Raw genomic sequence first — 19,302 nt, 5'->3', positions numbered from 1 at the left:
TGCTTGCGATCAAGGACAAGAAGGGCCTTCTCATGGCTGCGCTTTACGATGGGGATGATAACCGTGTCTTCACTGCTAGTCGCAAGGAAGGCAAGAACACTTATCAACTCTTCCAACGCAAACCTAAGGAAGATCAATCTGGTGATCAGGTATCGCATGCAGGTAGAGGCAAGTCAGGTCGTAAGTCACCATATACAGCCCCAAGTGGGGAAGAAAACTCTCTCTTCTGGTATGGCTTTAGTCAGAATGTCCTCCAAGCCCTATCCACGCTACCGCAAACGATAGGAAGCATCTGGCATAGCATCTTTGACGATGTGTCGAGAGCCTATCACCAGAAAGTGGCTAAGGATCGAGCGACCAAGGAAGGAATCGTGGTCAACCCACCAGAACTCGGTAACTTACCGGGACAGGGAGAAGTAACCTATGCCAGTCAGGTCCAGGATGTTCTGATCCCTTATACCACACGAGAGGATACCTACAACTACTACGAGGAACGCAACTATGTCAACGATATCAATCGTGAACATACAGAAGTCCTTGAAACCTATGATCATGATGGCAAGGCTCGTGAGACCTATGGCTATGGTCAGGGTCGAGCTAGCTACCTCAACAACCAAACAGGTGACAGCTACAACTACTTGACTAACCAGTCAGGCTCTGTGACAGGCTTGACCAAGGATGGACAAGCCGTCGCATCAAGCAGCTATAACCTCTATGGCGCAAGAAAGACAAGCACCGACACAACAGGCAATCCATTTGCCTATAATGGCGAAGCTCGTGACGATACTGGACTTAATTATTCAGGATAGGGCTACCTCCATGAAGGTAGCCCTATTTTTTTGATTGTGAATGAATCGAAGCGATGGGATTACACAGAGTTAGAATTTCTTTTTGCTTTGACTGAGATACATGAGTATAGATTTGTGTGACTGAGATAGAACTATGTCCAAGAAATTGTTGAATGTATCGAATATCTACATCACTATCTAGAAGCATCGTTGCGAAACTATGTCTAAACATATGGGGAGTAATAGGTGTAGTTAAGTTATGTTGTTTAACAAGGGTATTTAGAATTAAACGTACACTTTGCTCTGACAATGGTTTGATAGAATATTTTCCAGGGAATAGGTAGTCACTGGGTTGAAAGCAGTAGTTATTTATATATGTTTCTAGTAAGCTAAATGTTATTTGATCTCCTAAAAATAGGATACGTTCTTTCTTACCTTTTCCCATAATATGGAGAGTCCTATTTGAAAGATTAATATTTTTAAGATGAATATGACAAAGTTCGGAAATCCTAATACCAGTTGAAAGCAATAGGGAAATGATTAGCAAATTTCTTTCAGCTTTTTGTTTTTGATATTTAGTTTTTGAATAGGCAACTTTCTGTTCTAGATGTGAAAAAATACTTTTCAAAATATCATAAGGAATTGTTTTAGGTAATATTTTTTCCGTTCTAAATTGAAAACGTAATTGATTAAAAGGATTCTCATCAACTAAATTCTGATATTTTAAGTAGCTGTAAAACACCTTCAAACTAGCAATTTTGCGACGTAATGTATTAGATTTAATATTGGATTTCGTCAAATGTTCAACATAGGTTTCCACACTGCTGTAATTTGAATTGTAAAATTGCAAAAGATCATTTTTGTAAGCTCGAATCGTATGTGAACTTAAGCGTCTATGAGTTTCGCAGTAGTCTAAGAAAGTAGAAATATGTTTATAATCCATGAATAACTCCTTTATCAATAATCATGCTATTATAAACTTATTTGGATGCTTTGTATAGTGATAATAAATAGTTATCGGTAGGAGAAATTATGAGATTAATAGTAATTTTAAATGTCAACCCAGATTCATCCATTCAAACAAAAATTATCGAAAATAGAGAATACACTCGCAATGAATTGAGAGATATTCTCCATAAAAGTTTTTCTAAATTTATCGATGAAATCATATTTTACGATAATTTTGAGAGATTCAAAAAAAGTGTTTTTAATCACCTAGACGACTTTGTGTTAAATTTTGATTTTGGATATAACAGCCGAATTAGAAACATGAGTGTCCCAGCATTTTGTGAAAATTATAAAATTAAATATTTCAACCCAGACCCATATGTACAAGTTTTATGTCAAGATAAATTTATGACAGAGAGATTTGCAGAAAATTTTGGTATAAAAGTCCCAAAAAGCTTGTTAGTATTTGATCATTCATACACTAAAGAAATTCTATCGAACTTTGAATATCCAATTATTATTAAACCGAACTATGAATCAGAATCAATAGGAATTACACAAAACTCTATTGTTGAAAATATGGAACAGGCAGATATGGCACTCAAGCAATTAATGAAGGACTTTGATGGTATTCTAGTAGAGGAATACATTGAAGGGAGAGAAGTAGCTATTACTATTTTGGAAAATGAAGGAGAGTTATTCTTTGAAGAAGTTGAACTTATTTTTCCAGAATCTAATGAATTCAAGTATCAGGCTTATACTTCAGAAATTAAACAAAAAATCGGTATAGAAATCGAAAAAAGTTGCTATTTAAGCGATAAAGATATTATCAACTTAAAGCAACTTTATAAGAACTTGTCTCCAAATAAATTGATACGAGTAGATGGTCGAATAAAAAATGCAGAATTTTATCTAATAGAGATCAATGCTAATCCTGGGTTGTATCCAAAATCTGTTGTACCTAAAACATTCAACATAAATGGCTATACGTACGATGAAATGATACAAACACTCTTTACTCATCATTTAAATTAAGGGGTAGTTTCCACGAAGTTTCATACATTAACTTCATTTCGTAATCATTCTTAATAATATCTTCCTCTATTTTATTTTTGTATTCTTCCATTTTTTCGAGGTTATACATTTTTTGATAATAATGATAGAGATTGTAGTAAATCTTATCCAAAAAACGCTTAAAAGATGTCTTTGAGATGAGTTCCTCCAATTCAACAACAATTGACTGACATTCAAGACTACCTACTCTATCCTTTAAGAGATAATAAACAACTAAATTATTGTAAATGGCAAATCGGTCATATTCATCATATGCGGTGATTTTTGCGCTATTAAGTAACTCCGGTATTGCTTCATCAATATCTCCACTATAAAATTTTATTGTAGCCTCGTTATGAAGAATCATATGATTATATACAAGTGATTCACCGAAATAGTTTCGAGCGGTTATTAAAAATTGTTCGGCACGAGAAACATCTCTTTCTACAGCATATAAGTAAGCTAGATAGATAGCATGAAGTCCTGAAAATTCAGAATCTTGTTCCTTAAAAATTCTCTCCGTAATTGACTGAACAATTTTTATACGGTCAGAAAATTGGCTATAAAAAACATTAGATAATCTGATTAAGTAGGGATATAGTGGATGAGTGTGTTGCGTACTTAATTCCTCGAAAATACGTTTTGCTTCTTCTCGTTTTTCAAGTTGTACTAAGTTCATTATTAAAACTAAAGAAAGCTGGAAGTATTGTGATGAGTTTTTATCTAGCTTAACTATATTTTTTTCAATATAGTTAATAGAAGCATCAAATTTTTCACATCGATTTAGTAATAATGCTTTGCCAAAAACAACCTTATCAATATTGTGAGAGATAAAATTAATGAAAGATAGGGATTGTTGATACAAATTAGCATCATAGGCAATTTTTACAAGTGTCAGTATAAAATCTTCATCAATTGTTTTTACATCATGCTGTATCAGATTGAATTTCTCAAAATAGGCTACACGCCCTTCTTGTGAATCAATTCTTATCAATCTCTCTCGAATTTTAGGGAAAATAGATTTGAGTTGTAAAAATTGGCGGTGAAGTAAATAATGGTCAACTAAAATATCAAGATATTCAGCACTATTAGTTTTATATAACTTTCGGCTAATATACTTAACTAAAAGAGAGCTTAGAGCTAGTCTTAACTTAGGGAAAAATGTTGTAGGGCTAACAACTATATCTATAAAATTAGGGATTGATAAGGAAGAGTGATTTCGTTCTAGTAAATCTTTGTTTACTAGAAAATCAATATTTTCCGAATCAAACTCCCCGTATAGTTGGGATAAAATTTCCATCAAATCAACTTGAGCTAACCTATTCTTTGTTAAGGAAAGTAAGATTAAAAGGGCTATTTGTTTGTCTGATAATTCTTCAACAATTTGTTTAATCGTCTGTAATTTTACTGTCCGATCCAACTGTACTCTATCATCAAAATCCTTTAAAATTGTGGAGATTTCTGCTAAATCTCCTTTTTCAACACTATCATGTAAAATTGTAAAATCAATTTGCTCATAATTCAATTCTAACTCTTCAGTTAATTGTTGGATGTAATGAAGAATATGTTCATTAGAAAGTCGATTTAAGTGATAGGTTTTAAGAAAAAATTTACTACTATTTTTCAAATACTGCTCCACTCTGTTATCATCACACTCAAAAATAAACAGGCATTGTTGAGAAGTAACTATTAATTTATTAAATAAATCCAAAGAAGAACGATCAATCTGAGATGCTTGTGGATACAAAATAGACAATTTTCTCTGTTTTAGAACATAATTAGCATATTCAAAGAGATTTTCCACTTGAGCTTTTAGCACAAATGTCTCATATTGAGTAGGTTCTTCTATCAATGAAGGTAAGTCAATCTCTGACGCTTCTAGTCCAATATTATTATCTTTAAAAAATGTTCCAATAAATGCTTTACCAAATATTGCTGAAATTTTCAGCAATATTTTAATAGCTTTATCACTAGTCATTTTTTTGGTGTAAAATTCTTTAAAATCATCATAACCATATTCGTTACTGATTTTATCCAATTCTATAACAAATCTTTTAAATGTTGAAAAATCATTGCTATCATCTAATGGAAGAACTTCTATAAAAGATAAGTTTAGTTTCTTAGATATTTCTTTAATAAATTCGGATTTCCCTACGCCTGAATCAGCTTTAATGATATAAACTTGATTCAATCCACGATTCAAATTATTAGTGTAATCCTTTTGTAAATTACGGAGCTCTTCTTTACGATTGATAAACTTCATGACATTCTCCTACCGATAACTATTTATTATCACTAGTATACCATAGATTCATATCTCCAATATGTTTTCGATTATACTTTTCTTACTTTTTTATATTCTCAAAAACTTTTTGAACAGACTCATAAAACCTTTTCTTCAATAACTAAATATGTGGAATTCTATCTATCGGTAACAACGCACCAAAAATGGTGCGTTTATCTTTTTTGTGCTATAATAGAAATAAATAAAAGGAGGAGTTATATGATTGGAGAAAATATAAAAACGTTACGTAAAACACAGAATTTAACGCAACCTGAGTTTGCAAAGATTGTTGGTATCTCTAGAAATAGTCTGAGTCGTTATGAAAATGGGACAAGTTCAGTTTCAACAGAATTAATAGATCGTATCTGCAAGAAATTTAATGTTTCCTATATCGATATTGTAGGGGAGGAAAAAATGCTCACACCAGTAGAAGATTATCAGTTAACTCTGAAAATTGAAGTGATTAAAGAACGAGGGGCGAATATCTTAGCGCAACTTTATCGTTTACAAGATGAACAAGGAATTGCATTTGACGATACTTCTAATCCTTGGGTACTAATGAGCGATGATCTTTCTGATTTGATTAACACGAAGATTTATCTTGTAGGAACTTTTGAGGATGTAGAGCGATATAATGGCTATTTGGATGGCATTGAACGTATGCTAGAACAAGCTAGTCATCTAGTGGTGGCTTAATGAAACTAGAAGAATTTAGTCAAGATGATTTTGAACGAGCATCCAAACGACTCGTTCGTTCTTTAACTCGTGGTAAAATAACTTCGTCTCAGCCCAAGGCTATCTTGCTCGGTGGACAGAGTGGTGCTGGTAAGACAACGATTCATCGTGTGAAACAAAGGGAATTCCAAGGCAATATCATTATCATTGATGGAGATAGTTATCGTTCTTTTCATCCGAACTACCTTGACCTACAGGAAAAGTATGGAAAAGATAGTGTGGATTATACCAAGGTTTTTGCGGGAAAAATGGTTGAATATCTCGTAGATGAATTGAGTAAACAAGGTTATCATTTGTTAATCGAAGGCACCTTGAGAACAACAGAAGTCCCTAGAAAAACTGCACAATTATTGACAACTAAAGGTTACCAAGTCTCACTTGCACTGATTGCGACCAAGCCTGAATTGTCCTACCTTAGCACCTTGATACGTTACGAAGAGCTCTACGCCATAGATCCTAGTCAAGCGAGAGCGACTCCTAAAAAGCACCATGATGGAATTGTAGAACATTTAGTTGATAACTTACGAGAGTTGGAAAAGGCTAAACTTTTTAGACAAATTCAAATTTATCAAAGAGATCAATCGTGCGTTTATGATTCGCAAGTAGATCAAATCTCAGCATCAGAAGTTCTACACGAATGCCTATTTGGAAAATGGAACAAGGTGGAAAAAGAGATGTTGAAGATGGGACAGGAACGGTTGAGAGAATTAATGGAAATGAAAAAAGGTATAATTGATGGAAATTAAAAAAATCTATATTCAACATTATCGTTTATTAAACGATTTCTCTTTAGAGTTGAAAAATGATTTATCCTTGATTGTGGGTAAAAACAATTGTGGCAAGACTTCGGTTTTATCTGTATTAGAAAAAATATTCAATAAAAATTCCAATCACAATTTGGTATGGGAAGATATTAATTTATATCATAGGAGGGAAATCTTTGAGAATATAAAGAGAGTCTCTGATATTCCTGATTCAGAATTATCGTCTATTTTAGGGATTAATCTTCAAATTTGGATTCAATACTCAGAATCAGATTCTTATCAAAATATCCAAGGATTTATGATGGATTTAAATCCCGAAAATAATTTTATTATTCTTGAATTTTCGTATATAATTCCTACTCAAAAGCTTCGCGAGATAAGTAGTTTGACTTGTGATTTTGCAGATGATTTTTCAAAATTTGAATCATTTATGAAGAAAAATCTGAATAAATTTTTCGAAATACAGATTTATTCACGTGGATATAATCCTATTACTCAAGAAATGACAGAAGAAAAGTCTGATTTACATGAAATGAAAGATGTTCATAAAATTATTAAAGTAAGAGGGATTAGTGCTAGTCGAGAAGTATCTAATAAAGAAAGTAACCATTCATTATCTAAGACATCAAATCGATTTTATAAATTAAATAATGGCGAAGAAATTAACAGTAAAGCAAATAATTTACTACAATCTGCTATTTTAAAGGCAGATGAAACTTTAACCAGAGCATATAGTGGTGATGATAGCGTCGAAGGAATTTTTACTTCAGTCTTTGAACGCGTCAAAAGATTTGGTGGAAATGATAGTGAATCAGAGTTAGCAATTCATTCATCACTGTCTGAGAAAGATATTTTAAGTAATAATACGACACTGTATTATAAGCATGACGATAGTCTATTACCTGAAACATATAATGGTTTGGGATATTTAAATTTATATGGAATCATTTTTGAAATTGAAACTTTAATGGCAGATATAAAAAACGAACCTGCTGATATTAACCTAATATATATTGAAGAACCAGAATCACATACACATCCACAATTACAGTATATTTTTATCAAGAATATTAAAGATTTGCTAAAGGAACACAATGATGAACTAAAAGAAAGTGGAGATTTTAGTTGTATTCAAACTTTAATTACAACTCATTCCTCTCATATAGTTTCTGATTGTAACTTTGATGATCTAATTTATTTTAAACGTGATAACGGCACAGCAGTATCAAAGGCTTTTAATTCATTGAAAGAAGAATATGGTGATGAACAACTAGGATATAAATTTGTAAAGCAGTACCTTACTCTCAATAGTAGTGAATTATTTTTTGCTGATAAAGTCATTTGTGTTGAGGGTGATACAGAAAGGATTTTAATTCCTACGATGATGCAAAAGGTAGATACAGCCAATCCAATAAATCAAGCTTCTAATACAATGCCATTGCTTTCTCAAAATATTTCAATCATTGAAACAGGTGCTCATTCACAAGTGTTTAGGAAGTTATTTGATTTTTTAGGAATAAAAGTATTGATAATTACGGATATTGATCCAGCGAATAAAAATGAAAATAATCGCTTGACTTCTTGCTCAGCAGTAGCTGCTACCTCTACGACAAATACTTCAATTAAAAGTTTTTTTGATATTTCTGGGGATGAAGTTTTTTCAATAGTAGCCCAAAAGAGTTTTGCAGAAAAAATATCATCAGATGATAGAATTCGTATTGCATATCAAATTCCCGAAGATGAAAATGGTTATCAGCCTGCTAGTTTTGAGGATGCTTTTATCAGTTTAAATAAACAATTCATTATTAATCAAAAAGCTGGTCTTATCAAATTTGAAGCTTTAAAAGATTTTGATGATAGTGAAATAGAAGATTTCTATAAATTTGCTAGGGATAAAGTGAACAAAAAATCTGCATTTGCATCAAGTTTATTATATTTTGAAGGTGAAGAAAATACCTGGAAAGTACCTAACTATATTTCGGAGGGATTATTATGGTTGAGAGAACAGTAGAACCGGAGGTAGGAAAGGTATTTGAAGTAATAAAACAAGGTCAAAATTTTATACTTGAGGGTGGTGCTGGGAGTGGGAAAACTTATTCATTAATTTCCATTATTGAAAAAATATCTAAGGAAGAACCAAAAAAATCTATTGTATGCATTACTTATACTAACAATGCTGTTGCAGAGATTAGATCTAGAATCATTAATGATAATTTACGGGTTTCAACTATTCACGATTTTATATGGCATGTCATTGAAAATTTCTAAAAAGAGATTAAAGAATGTCTTGTTGAGTTAATAAATGATAATGAACAAATCTTATTCGTTGCTCCAAAGGAAGTATTAGGTGAGGAACTTATTTCGCTTGATTATTTTGATGGTGTTCGTGTTGAATATACTGAATGGTATTCTATGAGCATAACTGAGCAAAATAAAGTTCAAATAAGTCATGACCATGTTCTTATAGTTGCTGAAAAAATGTTTTCTAAATATAAGAAGTTGAGTGATATTTTAAAGGATACTGCAAACTATATTTTTGTTGACGAGTATCAAGATACGAGTTCCTTAGTTGTAAAAATTTTATTAGAGCATCTCAGAAAGAGTACTAGAGATAATATTGTAGGTTTTTTTGGAGATTCAATGCAGGCTATCTATGACTCAGGAGTGGGAAACATAGATTCCTATGGTCTTGAAAAAATACAAAAAAATCAAAATAGACGTAATCCACGAAAAGTTATTAATTTAGCAAATAAATTTAGAAGCGATGGATTAGTTCAGATTCCTTCTAGTGATGTAGCGGCTCCAAACATGAATAATGGTAATGTAATTGAAGGGACGGTGAAATTCATTTATGGTGATGGAATTACCCACCTTGAAGATCTTAGAAATAGCGAACTATTTAAAGAATTAGAGTTTGATATACCACAGAAAACAAAGGAATTGCGATTAACACACAAACTTAATGCAGAAATGGCTGGGTTTTCTAAACTATTTGAATTGTATAATTCTGATTTGCTTGTAAAATTAATTACAGATATGAAGAAAAAATTTAATGCAAGTGAGTTAGTTGATAAAGGAAAATCTTTTGAAGAATTAGTAGAAGAAGCTCAAATTGTTGTTAGAAAGGGAGGTCCATTAATAATTGATATTGTCAAATCTATTCCAGAACTTTTAGCCATTTACGAAGAAATTAAGACATTTTTGTTTGAAGAAGTGATTAGTAAGAGTAAAGTTAATAAAGATTCTTTATTGGCCTATAAATTTAATGGTTTAAGTAGTAGATATGAGGCGGGTACAGATAGAGATAGGATTCTTAAAAGATTAGATCTAATCTTTGAACTAATAGAACTATATAAAATAGGTAAGCATAACGATTTTTTGCGTATTACTTGCTTTAAAATAACTTCGTCTGCTGATAAAATTAATCTATCTAAAATTATGAAAGAAATCTCTGATAGTGATATTACAATTGGAAAAGTCATAAAACTTGCAGAGAGAACTGGATTAATTTCAAAGGACGACTTATTTACTAATTTTATAGAAAATAAGGGCTATTATTTATGGTTACGCCTTGAGAAATTACCATTTCAAGAATATGTAAATAGTATTGCTTATCTTAGAGAATATGTATCTGTCATAACTCAGCATAAGGTTAAAGGCAGTGAATATGAGAATGTCTTAGTTTTGTTAGATAATGGAAGATGGAATCAATATAATTTTAATTCTATATTTGGTAAAGGTTCATCTAATGAGAAGGTTCAAAACAGAACTAAGAAACTATTTTATGTTACAATCACTAGAGCAATAAAAAACTTAATTGTTTATATGCCATGTAATGACCAACAGATTCTTGAAAAAGCTAAAGATTATTTTGAACAGAGTGATATTGTTAATGTTCTGTCATTAGTTAAAGAGTAAATAAACTTTAACAATTGTTGAACTGAATGTTGAAGGAGAAATTATGATTACATTGGAAAATGATTTACTTGAATTTGATATTACAGGTGTTCTAGGTTCTGAAATTAATCAGCACATTGATTTTTATAATACCGGAGTAGAAGAAACTTATGTGGCAATAAAAAATAAAGATGACAGTACAGCACTGTCCATTTTAAGAATATTAAAATCACAACTAGATATGGAGTATGAGTATTTTGATTCTAAAAGGTTTTGGGATTTTGGTAAATTAAATGATGCTTACAGTTATGTTGATGGTATAAATAGAGCTAGTCGAGCATTGGTGGGAGCACCCAATTATCGAAATATGAAATCTATGCTCTATGACATTCAAGATTATATGACTAGAACAAGATTTGACGATGATAGGTATTATGGAAATGTATTCGCTTTAGCTGTTGACAAATATTTAGATGAGATGACAGCCTCGGGACGTCATTCGCGTTTTGGAATATTCCTTCAAGGGATTAGAACGTTTTACCATCGACCAGGAAAAGGTACAGCAAAACAATGCCTTACTCTATCTAAAGGTCTCGCTCTTAAAGATATAGAACCTTTTATCTTCGTAGAGCATATTGAGAGATATTTGTGATAATTTATAATGCATTCCGTATATCAAATGTACAAAGCAATAACAATTTAAATGGTGTGAACTTTTTGGTAAAATCTAGCTCAATTCGTGTATTTTTAGGGTAAAATTCACACCATTCAACTGAAATTTATTCAAATTAGATGAAATTCTGTTTTCTATAAATGTGGAAAAATATTGATTTTAAAAACATCTTGAAACTTATTTAAATAGAAATGTTTCCAGCCAGGTCTTAAGAAAGCTCGTAAAGCATCACAGTTCTCAAAACGTTAATCGAACCGATTATATCAACGTTTCAAAGCACTCAAAAGTTTACCTTATGGGTGCTTTTTTCGTGTTTTTTTGAAAAGTTTACCTTATTTTCACCTTATTGTTTTAGAGACTTTAAAGCAAATTCACCTACTGTCATAGGAACTACATTAGAAGTATTTACATAAATCTGTGTTGTTCCTGTGTCATTGTATGTTAGAGCTTCTGAAATAGCTTCTAAGCTCATTCCTGCTTGTCTAGCAAGCGTTGCTCCTGTATGTCGCATTTTATGCGGTGTAGCATGTGCCAGCTCTTTATGTCGCTCTCTGATGCTTTTCATTTTATCGTTTAGATAGTCAGCATGTAAAGGCTTGTTGATGTTTCCTCTAGTGTCTATATAAGTAAAGACAAACTGTTCAGGTAGTATGTCTTGCATGCTGTTTACTTCTTGTCTCTTGTTTTAGGCTTTGAGATAATAGCGACAACAGAAGTAGTTGTGGATTATTTTTGTGAATGTTCAAATTAATCATTAGAAAATTGTTGGCAGTTGAGAGCTCTAAGTAAATTATTTTGATACAATTTATGGTCGCACATAGATAGTATGTCACAAAAGAAACTACGGCTCGTTAAAAATTTCATTTTTTCAGAGATAGGTCTCTTTTTACATGATTTACCTATTAATATTAGTAAATGTTAAGGATAAGTATTCTTTCTATTTTTTGGCGAATACCGGCTTTTTTGTCACAAATGAGTATCAACATCTTTCGAATGGAATAGTTGACAATTGTTTTTAAGAATTATACTATTAAATTGAATAGATAAGGAGTTGATTTGATGCAAGAGAAAATGATTGATTACAAACAAAATATTTACCAAGAGCTATCTCGCTTAACAAAGGGGCTAGGAAGTGAGAAGCGTCTTGATATTTTAAATATATTATCACAGGGACCAAAGACAGTTGAGGGAATTGCGCATGCGACGGGTCTCTCTGTTGCCAATACTTCGCGCCACCTTCAGGTTTTAAAAGAAAGTCACTTGGTGGTGACGAGTCGAAATGGTAATTTTATCCGTTATAGCTTGGCTTCTGAAAAGGTTGTCCAGTTAGTCCTTCTGTTATTTGCCGTCGGTGAAGAACAGTTAGCAGAAGTCAGAGCGATTGAGTCAGACTATGATGAGGCAGCTGGTGTTCCTCAGATTGAGCTCGCTAATGCAATTGAATTAGCAGCTAAGACAGATGCTCTCCTACTTGATTTAAGGCCTGTTGAGGAGTATGAGGCAGGGCACTTGCCAAAAGCTCTTAATTTACCAATCGATGAGTTTGATCAAAAAAAAGCTCAGCTTCCCAAAGAGAAGACCATCATTGTTTATTGTCGCGGGCGCCAATGTGGCTATGCTAACCTAGCAGCACAGGATTTACAGAGTTTGGGCTACAGTATCTATAGTCTCAATCGCAGTTTTGCTGATTGGAAGTGGGGTGCATCCTCTCGTTCATAACTTGAGAGTGGGACAGAAACCGGTAATTCGTTAGAATTCGATTTCGTCGTCCCACCTCCGCACAGTTGAGTAGGCCTGTAAAAGCTGATGAAATCAGCGTAGTAGAGCCCACTCAACCACTGCGTCTTTCTCGACAATCCAAAAACAATTGAGAGGCTAGAACTTTTGTCCCAGCCTCTTTTCTTATAACCGGAGACTCGTGAGCAAAATCTTTGCAAAATAGATTTAGTGTGTTATAATTCAACTATTCAATAAAAAAGTTGAATTTCTTTTTTACTCAACTTATTCAACAATTTTATTGAATTACATCTTTGAAATACTTCTTATTTAGTATCTCAAAGAAACTAAGTGATACAAATTGGATTTTTAGAAGGGCTAAGTTAACCTTTTTGAAATTCATTCTTTTATGCTTATGCTATTCAATTATATGATTGAATAGAGGCGTTTTATTTTAGATAGGAGTTTTTTATGACGACACAACTAACAACCGAAACATTTGCGAAATCTATCCAAAATGGGGTAAGTTTTATCGATTTTGGGGCGCAGTGGTGCCCACCTTGTCGGATGATGGAGCCAATAGTGGAAGAACTTTCACAGGACTTTGACGGAAAAGTAACGATTGCTCAGGTGGATGTGGACCAATCACAAGATCTGGCCAATCTCTTTGGCATTCGTTCTATCCCAACAATGGTGATTTTTAAAGATGGCAAACCCGTTGATGCTCTTGTTGGTGTTCATCCTAAACAAACATTGATGGAAAAAATCCAAGCACAGTTATCATGAGGTGATTTATGTATGATGCAATTATTGTAGGTTCAGGACCTGCAGGGTACACAGCTGGCATTTATTTAAGTCGAGCTGGTTTGAAAAATCGATTGATCACAGGCTATTCTGAGGGTGGTCAATTAACCACCACAACCCTCGTAGAAAATTATCCAGGTTTTGAAAACGGGATTGATGGCAATGAATTAGTCCAAACAATGCGCCGCCAAGCAGAACAGTTTGGCACCGAAATGACCTTTGGATTTGTTCAAAAAATTGAAGGCGAAAAGTCTCCTTTCGAGGTACATCTGGATAATGGTGAAATCATTGATACCAAGGCCGTTATTATCGCAACAGGCTCTAGCGCTAAATACCTAGGGATTGAAGGCGAAGAAGAGGCCGTCGGAAAAGGTGTCAGCGCTTGTGCGACCTGTGATGCTTTCTTCTATAAAGAGCGTGAAGTCCTTGTAGTTGGCGGGGGTGATGTCGCTATGGAAGAAGCCCTCTATTTGACACGCTTTGCATCGAAAGTGACCGTTGTCCATCGCCGCAATGAGTTACGCGCATCTGATATTATGGCCAAACGGGCTCAGGCAAATGATAAAATTCATTGGATGTTAAATTACACGCCTATCAAAGTTGCATCTAATCTGATGGGAATGACTGGTTTGGATGTTCGTAATAATGAAACAGGTGATATTGAGCACATTCAGGCTGACGGTCTCTTTGTGGCCATTGGTCATCAACCAAACACCGCTTTTCTTGATGGAAAATTAGCATTGGATGATAAAGGCTATATTCAAACACAGGCAGGAACAGCAAAGACCTCTGTTGCAGGTATTTTTGCAGCTGGTGATGTGCAAGATCCAAAATACCAACAAGCCATTACTGCAGCAGGCAGCGGTGCCATTGCTGCCCTAGATACATTGGCCTATATTGATAACCTATGATGAAATCAGTCACGTCTAGTATCGAATTAGAAGAACTGTTAGCCAAACATCAAAATCTAGCTCTTCTTGTTTCAGGAAATCAATGCAGTCTATCGTCTCTTGAGCAAAAAGAACTCATAGACACGGCTGAACGAGAGCATTTGGTGCTTTACCAAGCAGATATTTTTCAAGTGCCCCGTCTCATTTCTTTATTTGGCATTCAGCCTACACTGACGAGTTTATTAGTCTTTAAAAAGGGTCAATTGGTTGATAAGAAAGAGGTTTAAATGGCAAGAAAAGCTTTGATACAAAGGAAAAAGAAGGCTTACCCGGTTCAAGAATACTCACGCTGTTTAGCATGCGGTCGCCCGCATTCGGTCTACCGCAAGTTTAAACTTTGTCGGATTTGTTTACGCCAGCAAGCTTACCAAGGTGTCATTCCTGGGTTGAAAAAAGCTTCTTGGTAGTGGAAAGAAAGGAAGGAAGAAATATGGAAATTAGTTACTGGTCAGATATTGCCTGTCCATTTTGTTACATTGGTGCTAGTCGGATGAAGCGTGCTATGGCAGCTGTTGGTTTAAACCCGGAAGATTTGACAATGAAAGCTTACCAGCTAAATCCCAATGCGCCTTTAGAAACAAGTGAAACCATGCTCACAGAGTTTGCTGCCAGTCACGGTATGACCACTGAGCAAGCTAAAGCTCAGTTTGCGCACATGGAAAGTATGGGAAATGAAGAAGGGCTTCGTATTGATATGGCGGGGATTATCCCAACCAACACCTTTTCAGCTCACCGTCTTATTAAATGGTCGCAGGAGTATTTAGATAAAAAAGATCATCAAAATTTCATTACGGCCTTGTACTATCTTTACTTTGAAGAACATGCCAATATTGCGGATCATTCTGTGTTACTAACTGTTATCAGTGAGTTCGCTCTACCACAAGAAGAGGCAGCGCAGGTACTTGCTGGAGATGCGTTTGCTGACGAGGTCAAACGCGATATCTTAGAAGCCCATCAGTCAGGCGTTCAAGGTGCACCTTTCTTTGTTCTGAACAATAAGTATGGAATTTCAGGTGCTCAGCCTTATGAATACATGTTAGCGGTACTAAAACAAATTCAAGCAGAGGAAGGAGCACAATAAAATGATAGATACCCCTTTTCAACTACTAGACAGCAATTCAGAAGAGACAGGCTTAGTTTGTGGGATTGATGGCTGCAGCATAGAGTCCTCAACACAGCCGTTAGAAACTACCTCTCAGCCATTAGAAAAAAGCAGTCATTAGGAGGACAGAATGGAAAAACAAAGAGTAGAAGCCTTGTCAGATGCTATATTGGCCATTATTGTTACAATTATGGCCTTGGAGTTACAGTTACCTGAGGAATTGACCGTAGTAGGACTTAGAAGCATGCTACCCATGCTTTTTATCTACATTACTAGTTTTTTGCAAATCATGGCAGTCTGGCTATATTATCATGAACTCTACAAATTAGTAGATCATGTCAGCTTTCGTTTATTTGGAGCCAATAGTTTTTGGCTTTTAACAGCTAGTTTTGTTCCCTTAGCGACTCGAGGGATTGGACAGCATTCCGCTAATTTTGCCTTTCTCCTGTTTTACCTCATCGTTCTTGCCCTTTGGGATGTAGCTTGGATAATCATGACAGCAATGGTGATCAAGACGAGTCAAAGACCGTTATCAGCTGAAGAAAAAAAGATACCTTATCGGTGGGCACTATTATATGGATTGCAGCTAGTGATCATATTATTAGTTGGTTATCTTTTTCCAAATCTCATTCCTATTGCCCCGCTACTGATGATTGTTAATGTTATCTATGGTTTTTTAAGCAACAAATCTTGAAAAAGACTAAAAATAATGGCTAAATAGCATCGGTCATAAAAACCAGGTCTTAAGAAAGCTCGTAAAGCTTCACAATTCTCAAAACGTTAATTCGTTGCTGGGAAGCACAATACAAACGAAAATACTTTGCAACTTGCAAGGTGTTTTTTGTATGAGAACTGGCGGTACACAATTAGGCTAGATCTAGCGACTTTAGTCGCATAGAGATATGCTATGCACAGTTGCCTCAAGAAAACAAGTAGAGCGATGTTTGATTGGATGGCAACCACTATATAATGGAAATATCTAGAAATGTCTATTATAACCAAATAAAAAAGTTTCAGGAAAATAGTTGTTTTTTTGCTATAATAACACTATAAAAGGAGTTTTTATGAAATTTAGAATGGCTATAAAATATCGAATGTCATTTAATTCTGTCAATAAATTGTTGTAATGCATAATGTGTTGCAGACACAGTATTAAGTCCTTTAGGAATCAAAGGTATAAAGACTAAGTGTTTCGTAAAGATTTTAGATAGAACTAATTTAAATAAATATATATATAGGGGTTAATGTAAACTACAATACAGGAACAGTATACAGTAGTTTTTAAAAGTACATGCGTTTAAACATAAAGCAAAAATTGGGCCGATTACCCAGTGAAGTTTTGATAGATAAAAAGATTATTAATAGTAATATTAGAGGAGTTTATGGTATTTTTTCCTGCGATAAAAATAAAAAAAAATAAACATTGTCATTATATTGGGAGAGCTGCGGATATAAGATGTCGTTTCTTTGATGCTGGTGGACATTTTCATAATTTTATTTGGGGGAACACATCAAATAAACAAGTGACAATGAAGCTTACGGAAAACATTATAAAAGATATTTTAAAAGATGGAAAACTAGTTGAAATTGAAGTGATAAAAGAAGTGCCATATCAGTTTGATAATTATTACAGAAATATGCAAAGGTTAGCATATGAGGAATACAAAGTTATAGAAGAGTATCAAGTGAAAAATGAAGCATTACATCAACTCCCAGAAGGTAATTGGATAAAACAATGTAAGTGGCAAGAATTAAAGAATATAAAATGAATATGGAGATTTTACACATTTGTTGGTGTATTATATTAGTATTTACAGAACTAAACTATTCCCTTATTTAAAAAATATTGATTCATATTTTATGAAAGCAATCAGTAGATATAGTTCTGAACAGACTTGGTATTACGCTATTCTTAGTCCAACTGAAACCTATACTTTCCAAACCAAGTTTTATGTTTTACAAATAATTTTTGGAAAATCCAGATGTAATTTTAGTCTCTACCTTTTTTTCTTAGACTGTTATAAAGTCTGTCAGAATAAGCTTTGTAAGTGTAGAAATTGATTTTTACAGAAGTGAAATAATTAGATATAATAAAAGCCTATGAAATCAGTATTTCAAAGGCTTTTTCCTTTTAATTTTAGCAAAATAATTGAATTTTAACTGATTAAGATACTTCAGTTAAAAATAAATAATTAATTAATCATTATTGAAATGCATGTTTGGAATTTGAATAGCTCCGTAAGCACCCTCTGAAAAGAAACCAGTATAAAGTCTAAGTTTCTCTATCATTGGATGAATTAATGCTTGTTGAAATTCAGTATCTGTAGAGAGATCTTCTGGTAAATCAGTGACTAAAACTGAATATACGGCTTTAATCTCGGCATAAATATTATACCTACTGTCTGGGTAGGTGATTTCCATATTAATTATAATAATCTGATTATTTTGCCCTTCTTCTCTATCAGGAAGATTCACGCTAATAGTAGCTTTCCCATCCTCCTTCGTTACCTCATCTTGATGTACGGCAAATTCAAATTTATTAAATGTAATTTTTCTTATTTCTATATTTGTTGATTTCATTTTAGCCTCCAACTGACAATGAAATAACATTACCTTTTGTATTCCTTCTATTAGGAATATTCTGTTCTTTATATGGTAACCTAGTTTCGGACTCGTTTTTCACAATGTAATGAATATGTTGTACTGGTGAAGAGACCTTTTCTTCAATGGTTCTGCTAAATTGCTTAGTCATGATTTCAAATTTGCTAGCTAATTGTTCAAAAGAATTTTGACTCTGCTTATATATTCCATCATTAATCAATTGCACTATAGTTTGATTTAAACTAATACCTTCGATTTCAGAACGTTCTTTTAAATTCCTATGTAATGTTTTGGCTATTCGTAGGGTTATCTTCCCACTATATTCCTCTAAAGAATTTTCAAGAGGTTCTTTAATTTCTCTGCCCCACTCAAGATTAGCCTCAATCCAATCAGCTTTAGCTAATTCAATTTCTTCATAAACTTCTTCCAAAGTTTCGCCATAAACAATTAATCCAGGTAATTCTTTAATAGAAGCAGTAAATAACCACTCACCATCTTCATATATTTTGTTAATCAAAATAGGATAATTTAGTCCAAGATAATATTCTTTATCCCTCATTACTTAAACCCTCCTCTAATTCTATCACTTTCTCAATCATCTTTATAATCTTCTTAACATAAACTGGTTTAATAGGTTTATGTCGTGGTATTGGAAAACTCTCCTGTAACAAAGGATGAGTCGTTATTGAATGATTGCTTCCTTCTCTCCACATAAAACCATACTTTTTGCACAGAGTTTCTAAACGTTCAGGGGTAACAGATTTGGGGGTCATTTTTTATTTTTTGCAACTCTTTTTCTTTGCCCATGACATACCTCACCTAAAGTGACACTATATATGGTGTCATAATAATTATATCCCAAAAATTCGCTAAATTCAAGAATTTCTCTTAATTTTAATAAAATAACTGAATTTTAACTGATTATAATAATCAAGAAATTATTTCAGATAAATCTATCATGGCTTGTTCAATCTTATGTTTTCCCTT

19 protein-coding genes and 2 pseudogenes are annotated in these 19,302 nt (G+C 33.5%); 15 read left to right on the top strand and 6 right to left on the bottom strand.

What is annotated here, in order from left to right:
• Nucleotides 1-809: hypothetical protein (locus ADH90_RS07015; protein WP_239681996.1), on the top strand; the 809-nt coding region annotated here is incomplete at its 5' end.
• A 22-nt stretch (nt 810-831) separates the two neighbouring features.
• On the opposite strand, the gene ADH90_RS07010 is transcribed toward ADH90_RS07015, so the two are convergent.
• Nucleotides 832-1,731, bottom strand: coding sequence for a tyrosine-type recombinase/integrase (locus ADH90_RS07010; protein ID WP_049530596.1), 900 nt, complete (start codon nt 1,729-1,731; stop codon nt 832-834).
• An 89-nt stretch (nt 1,732-1,820) separates the two neighbouring features.
• On the opposite strand from ADH90_RS07010, the gene ADH90_RS07005 reads away from it, so the two are divergent.
• Nucleotides 1,821-2,771 carry an ATP-grasp domain-containing protein gene (locus tag ADH90_RS07005; protein ID WP_049530595.1) on the top strand — a complete coding sequence of 317 codons (951 nt, stop codon included), beginning with the start codon at nt 1,821-1,823 and terminating at the stop codon, nt 2,769-2,771.
• Here the strand turns inward: ADH90_RS07005 and ADH90_RS11325 are convergent.
• Nucleotides 2,752-5,052, bottom strand: coding sequence for a hypothetical protein (locus ADH90_RS11325; protein ID WP_049530593.1), 2,301 nt, complete (start codon nt 5,050-5,052; stop codon nt 2,752-2,754). The two genes, ADH90_RS07005 and ADH90_RS11325, sit on opposite strands and share 20 nt — an antisense overlap.
• A 240-nt stretch (nt 5,053-5,292) precedes the next feature.
• On the opposite strand from ADH90_RS11325, the gene pezA reads away from it, so the two are divergent.
• From pezA to ADH90_RS06975, 5 genes and pseudogenes are all read left to right on the top strand, one after another.
• Nucleotides 5,293-5,769, top strand: a complete 477-nt coding sequence (gene pezA / locus ADH90_RS06995; RefSeq protein ID WP_049530591.1) for a type II toxin-antitoxin system antitoxin PezA — start codon at nt 5,293-5,295, stop codon at nt 5,767-5,769.
• Nucleotides 5,769-6,554, top strand: coding sequence for a type II toxin-antitoxin system toxin PezT (gene pezT / locus ADH90_RS06990; protein ID WP_049530589.1), 786 nt, complete (start codon nt 5,769-5,771; stop codon nt 6,552-6,554). Before pezA ends, pezT begins: the two co-directional genes overlap by 1 nt.
• Complete coding sequence (locus ADH90_RS06985) at nt 6,544-8,583, top strand: ATP-dependent nuclease (protein WP_049530588.1); 2,040 nt, start codon at nt 6,544-6,546, stop codon at nt 8,581-8,583. Before pezT ends, ADH90_RS06985 begins: the two co-directional genes overlap by 11 nt.
• Nucleotides 8,565-10,490: pseudogene (locus tag ADH90_RS06980) on the top strand (UvrD-helicase domain-containing protein). Before ADH90_RS06985 ends, ADH90_RS06980 begins: the two are co-directional and overlap by 19 nt.
• 43 nt (nt 10,491-10,533) lie before the next feature.
• Nucleotides 10,534-11,121, top strand: coding sequence for a hypothetical protein (locus ADH90_RS06975; protein WP_049530586.1), 588 nt, complete (start codon nt 10,534-10,536; stop codon nt 11,119-11,121).
• A 364-nt stretch (nt 11,122-11,485) separates the two neighbouring features.
• On the opposite strand, the pseudogene ADH90_RS06970 reads toward ADH90_RS06975, so the two are convergent.
• A pseudogene (locus tag ADH90_RS06970) lies at nt 11,486-11,788 on the bottom strand (tyrosine-type recombinase/integrase); the annotation flags it as partial.
• 413 nt (nt 11,789-12,201) lie between these two features.
• Between ADH90_RS06970 and ADH90_RS06965 the strand changes: the two are divergent.
• From ADH90_RS06965 to ADH90_RS06930, 8 genes are all read left to right on the top strand, one after another.
• The gene (locus tag ADH90_RS06965) at nt 12,202-12,861 is read left to right on the top strand and encodes an ArsR/SmtB family transcription factor (protein WP_049530583.1); all 660 of its coding nucleotides are present in this window, start codon (nt 12,202-12,204) and stop codon (nt 12,859-12,861) included.
• Nucleotides 12,862-13,329: 468 nt separating this feature from the next.
• Nucleotides 13,330-13,644: a thioredoxin gene (trxA, locus tag ADH90_RS06960; protein ID WP_049530582.1), complete on the top strand. Its 315-nt coding sequence runs from the start codon at nt 13,330-13,332 to the stop codon at nt 13,642-13,644.
• Nucleotides 13,645-13,652: 8 nt separating this feature from the next.
• Nucleotides 13,653-14,573: a thioredoxin-disulfide reductase gene (trxB, locus tag ADH90_RS06955; RefSeq protein ID WP_049530581.1), complete on the top strand. Its 921-nt coding sequence runs from the start codon at nt 13,653-13,655 to the stop codon at nt 14,571-14,573.
• A complete protein-coding gene (locus ADH90_RS06950; protein WP_049530580.1) occupies nt 14,570-14,839 on the top strand; it encodes a hypothetical protein in 270 nt (89 codons plus the stop codon). The genes trxB and ADH90_RS06950 overlap by 4 nt, the downstream gene beginning before the upstream one ends.
• Nucleotides 14,840-15,019 (top strand): type Z 30S ribosomal protein S14, encoded by a 180-nt coding sequence (locus tag ADH90_RS06945; RefSeq protein WP_000101265.1) that lies wholly within the window; start codon nt 14,840-14,842, stop codon nt 15,017-15,019.
• Between the two features lie 23 nt (nt 15,020-15,042).
• Nucleotides 15,043-15,693, top strand: a complete 651-nt coding sequence (locus tag ADH90_RS06940; RefSeq protein ID WP_049530578.1) for a DsbA family oxidoreductase — start codon at nt 15,043-15,045, stop codon at nt 15,691-15,693.
• Between the two features lie 151 nt (nt 15,694-15,844).
• Entirely contained in the window at nt 15,845-16,408 is a 564-nt protein-coding gene (locus ADH90_RS06935) for a TMEM175 family protein (protein WP_049530577.1), read from the top strand.
• Between the two features lie 688 nt (nt 16,409-17,096).
• Entirely contained in the window at nt 17,097-17,483 is a 387-nt protein-coding gene (locus ADH90_RS06930) for a hypothetical protein (protein WP_049530576.1), read from the top strand.
• Between the two features lie 427 nt (nt 17,484-17,910).
• Here the strand turns inward: ADH90_RS06930 and ADH90_RS06925 are convergent, their stop codons facing one another.
• From ADH90_RS06925 to ADH90_RS11615, 3 genes are read right to left on the bottom strand one after another with little or no spacing between them, the layout of a single operon-like run.
• Nucleotides 17,911-18,294, bottom strand: a complete 384-nt coding sequence (locus ADH90_RS06925; RefSeq protein WP_049530575.1) for a hypothetical protein — start codon at nt 18,292-18,294, stop codon at nt 17,911-17,913.
• A gap of 1 nt (nt 18,295) precedes the next feature.
• The gene (locus ADH90_RS06920; RefSeq protein WP_049530574.1) at nt 18,296-18,874 is read right to left on the bottom strand and encodes a toxin-antitoxin system HicB family antitoxin; all 579 of its coding nucleotides are present in this window, start codon (nt 18,872-18,874) and stop codon (nt 18,296-18,298) included.
• The gene (locus ADH90_RS11615) at nt 18,864-19,028 is read right to left on the bottom strand and encodes a hypothetical protein (protein ID WP_239681997.1); all 165 of its coding nucleotides are present in this window, start codon (nt 19,026-19,028) and stop codon (nt 18,864-18,866) included. Before ADH90_RS11615 ends, ADH90_RS06920 begins: the two co-directional genes overlap by 11 nt.
• Nucleotides 19,029-19,302: the final 274 nt, after the last annotated feature.

The organism is Streptococcus pseudopneumoniae, from assembly GCF_001073085.1.
Lineage (GTDB): Bacteria > Bacillota > Bacilli > Lactobacillales > Streptococcaceae > Streptococcus > Streptococcus pseudopneumoniae_M.
Note: the sequence above shows the minus strand (reverse complement) of the source record. Positions and strands in the feature narration are given on the sequence as shown.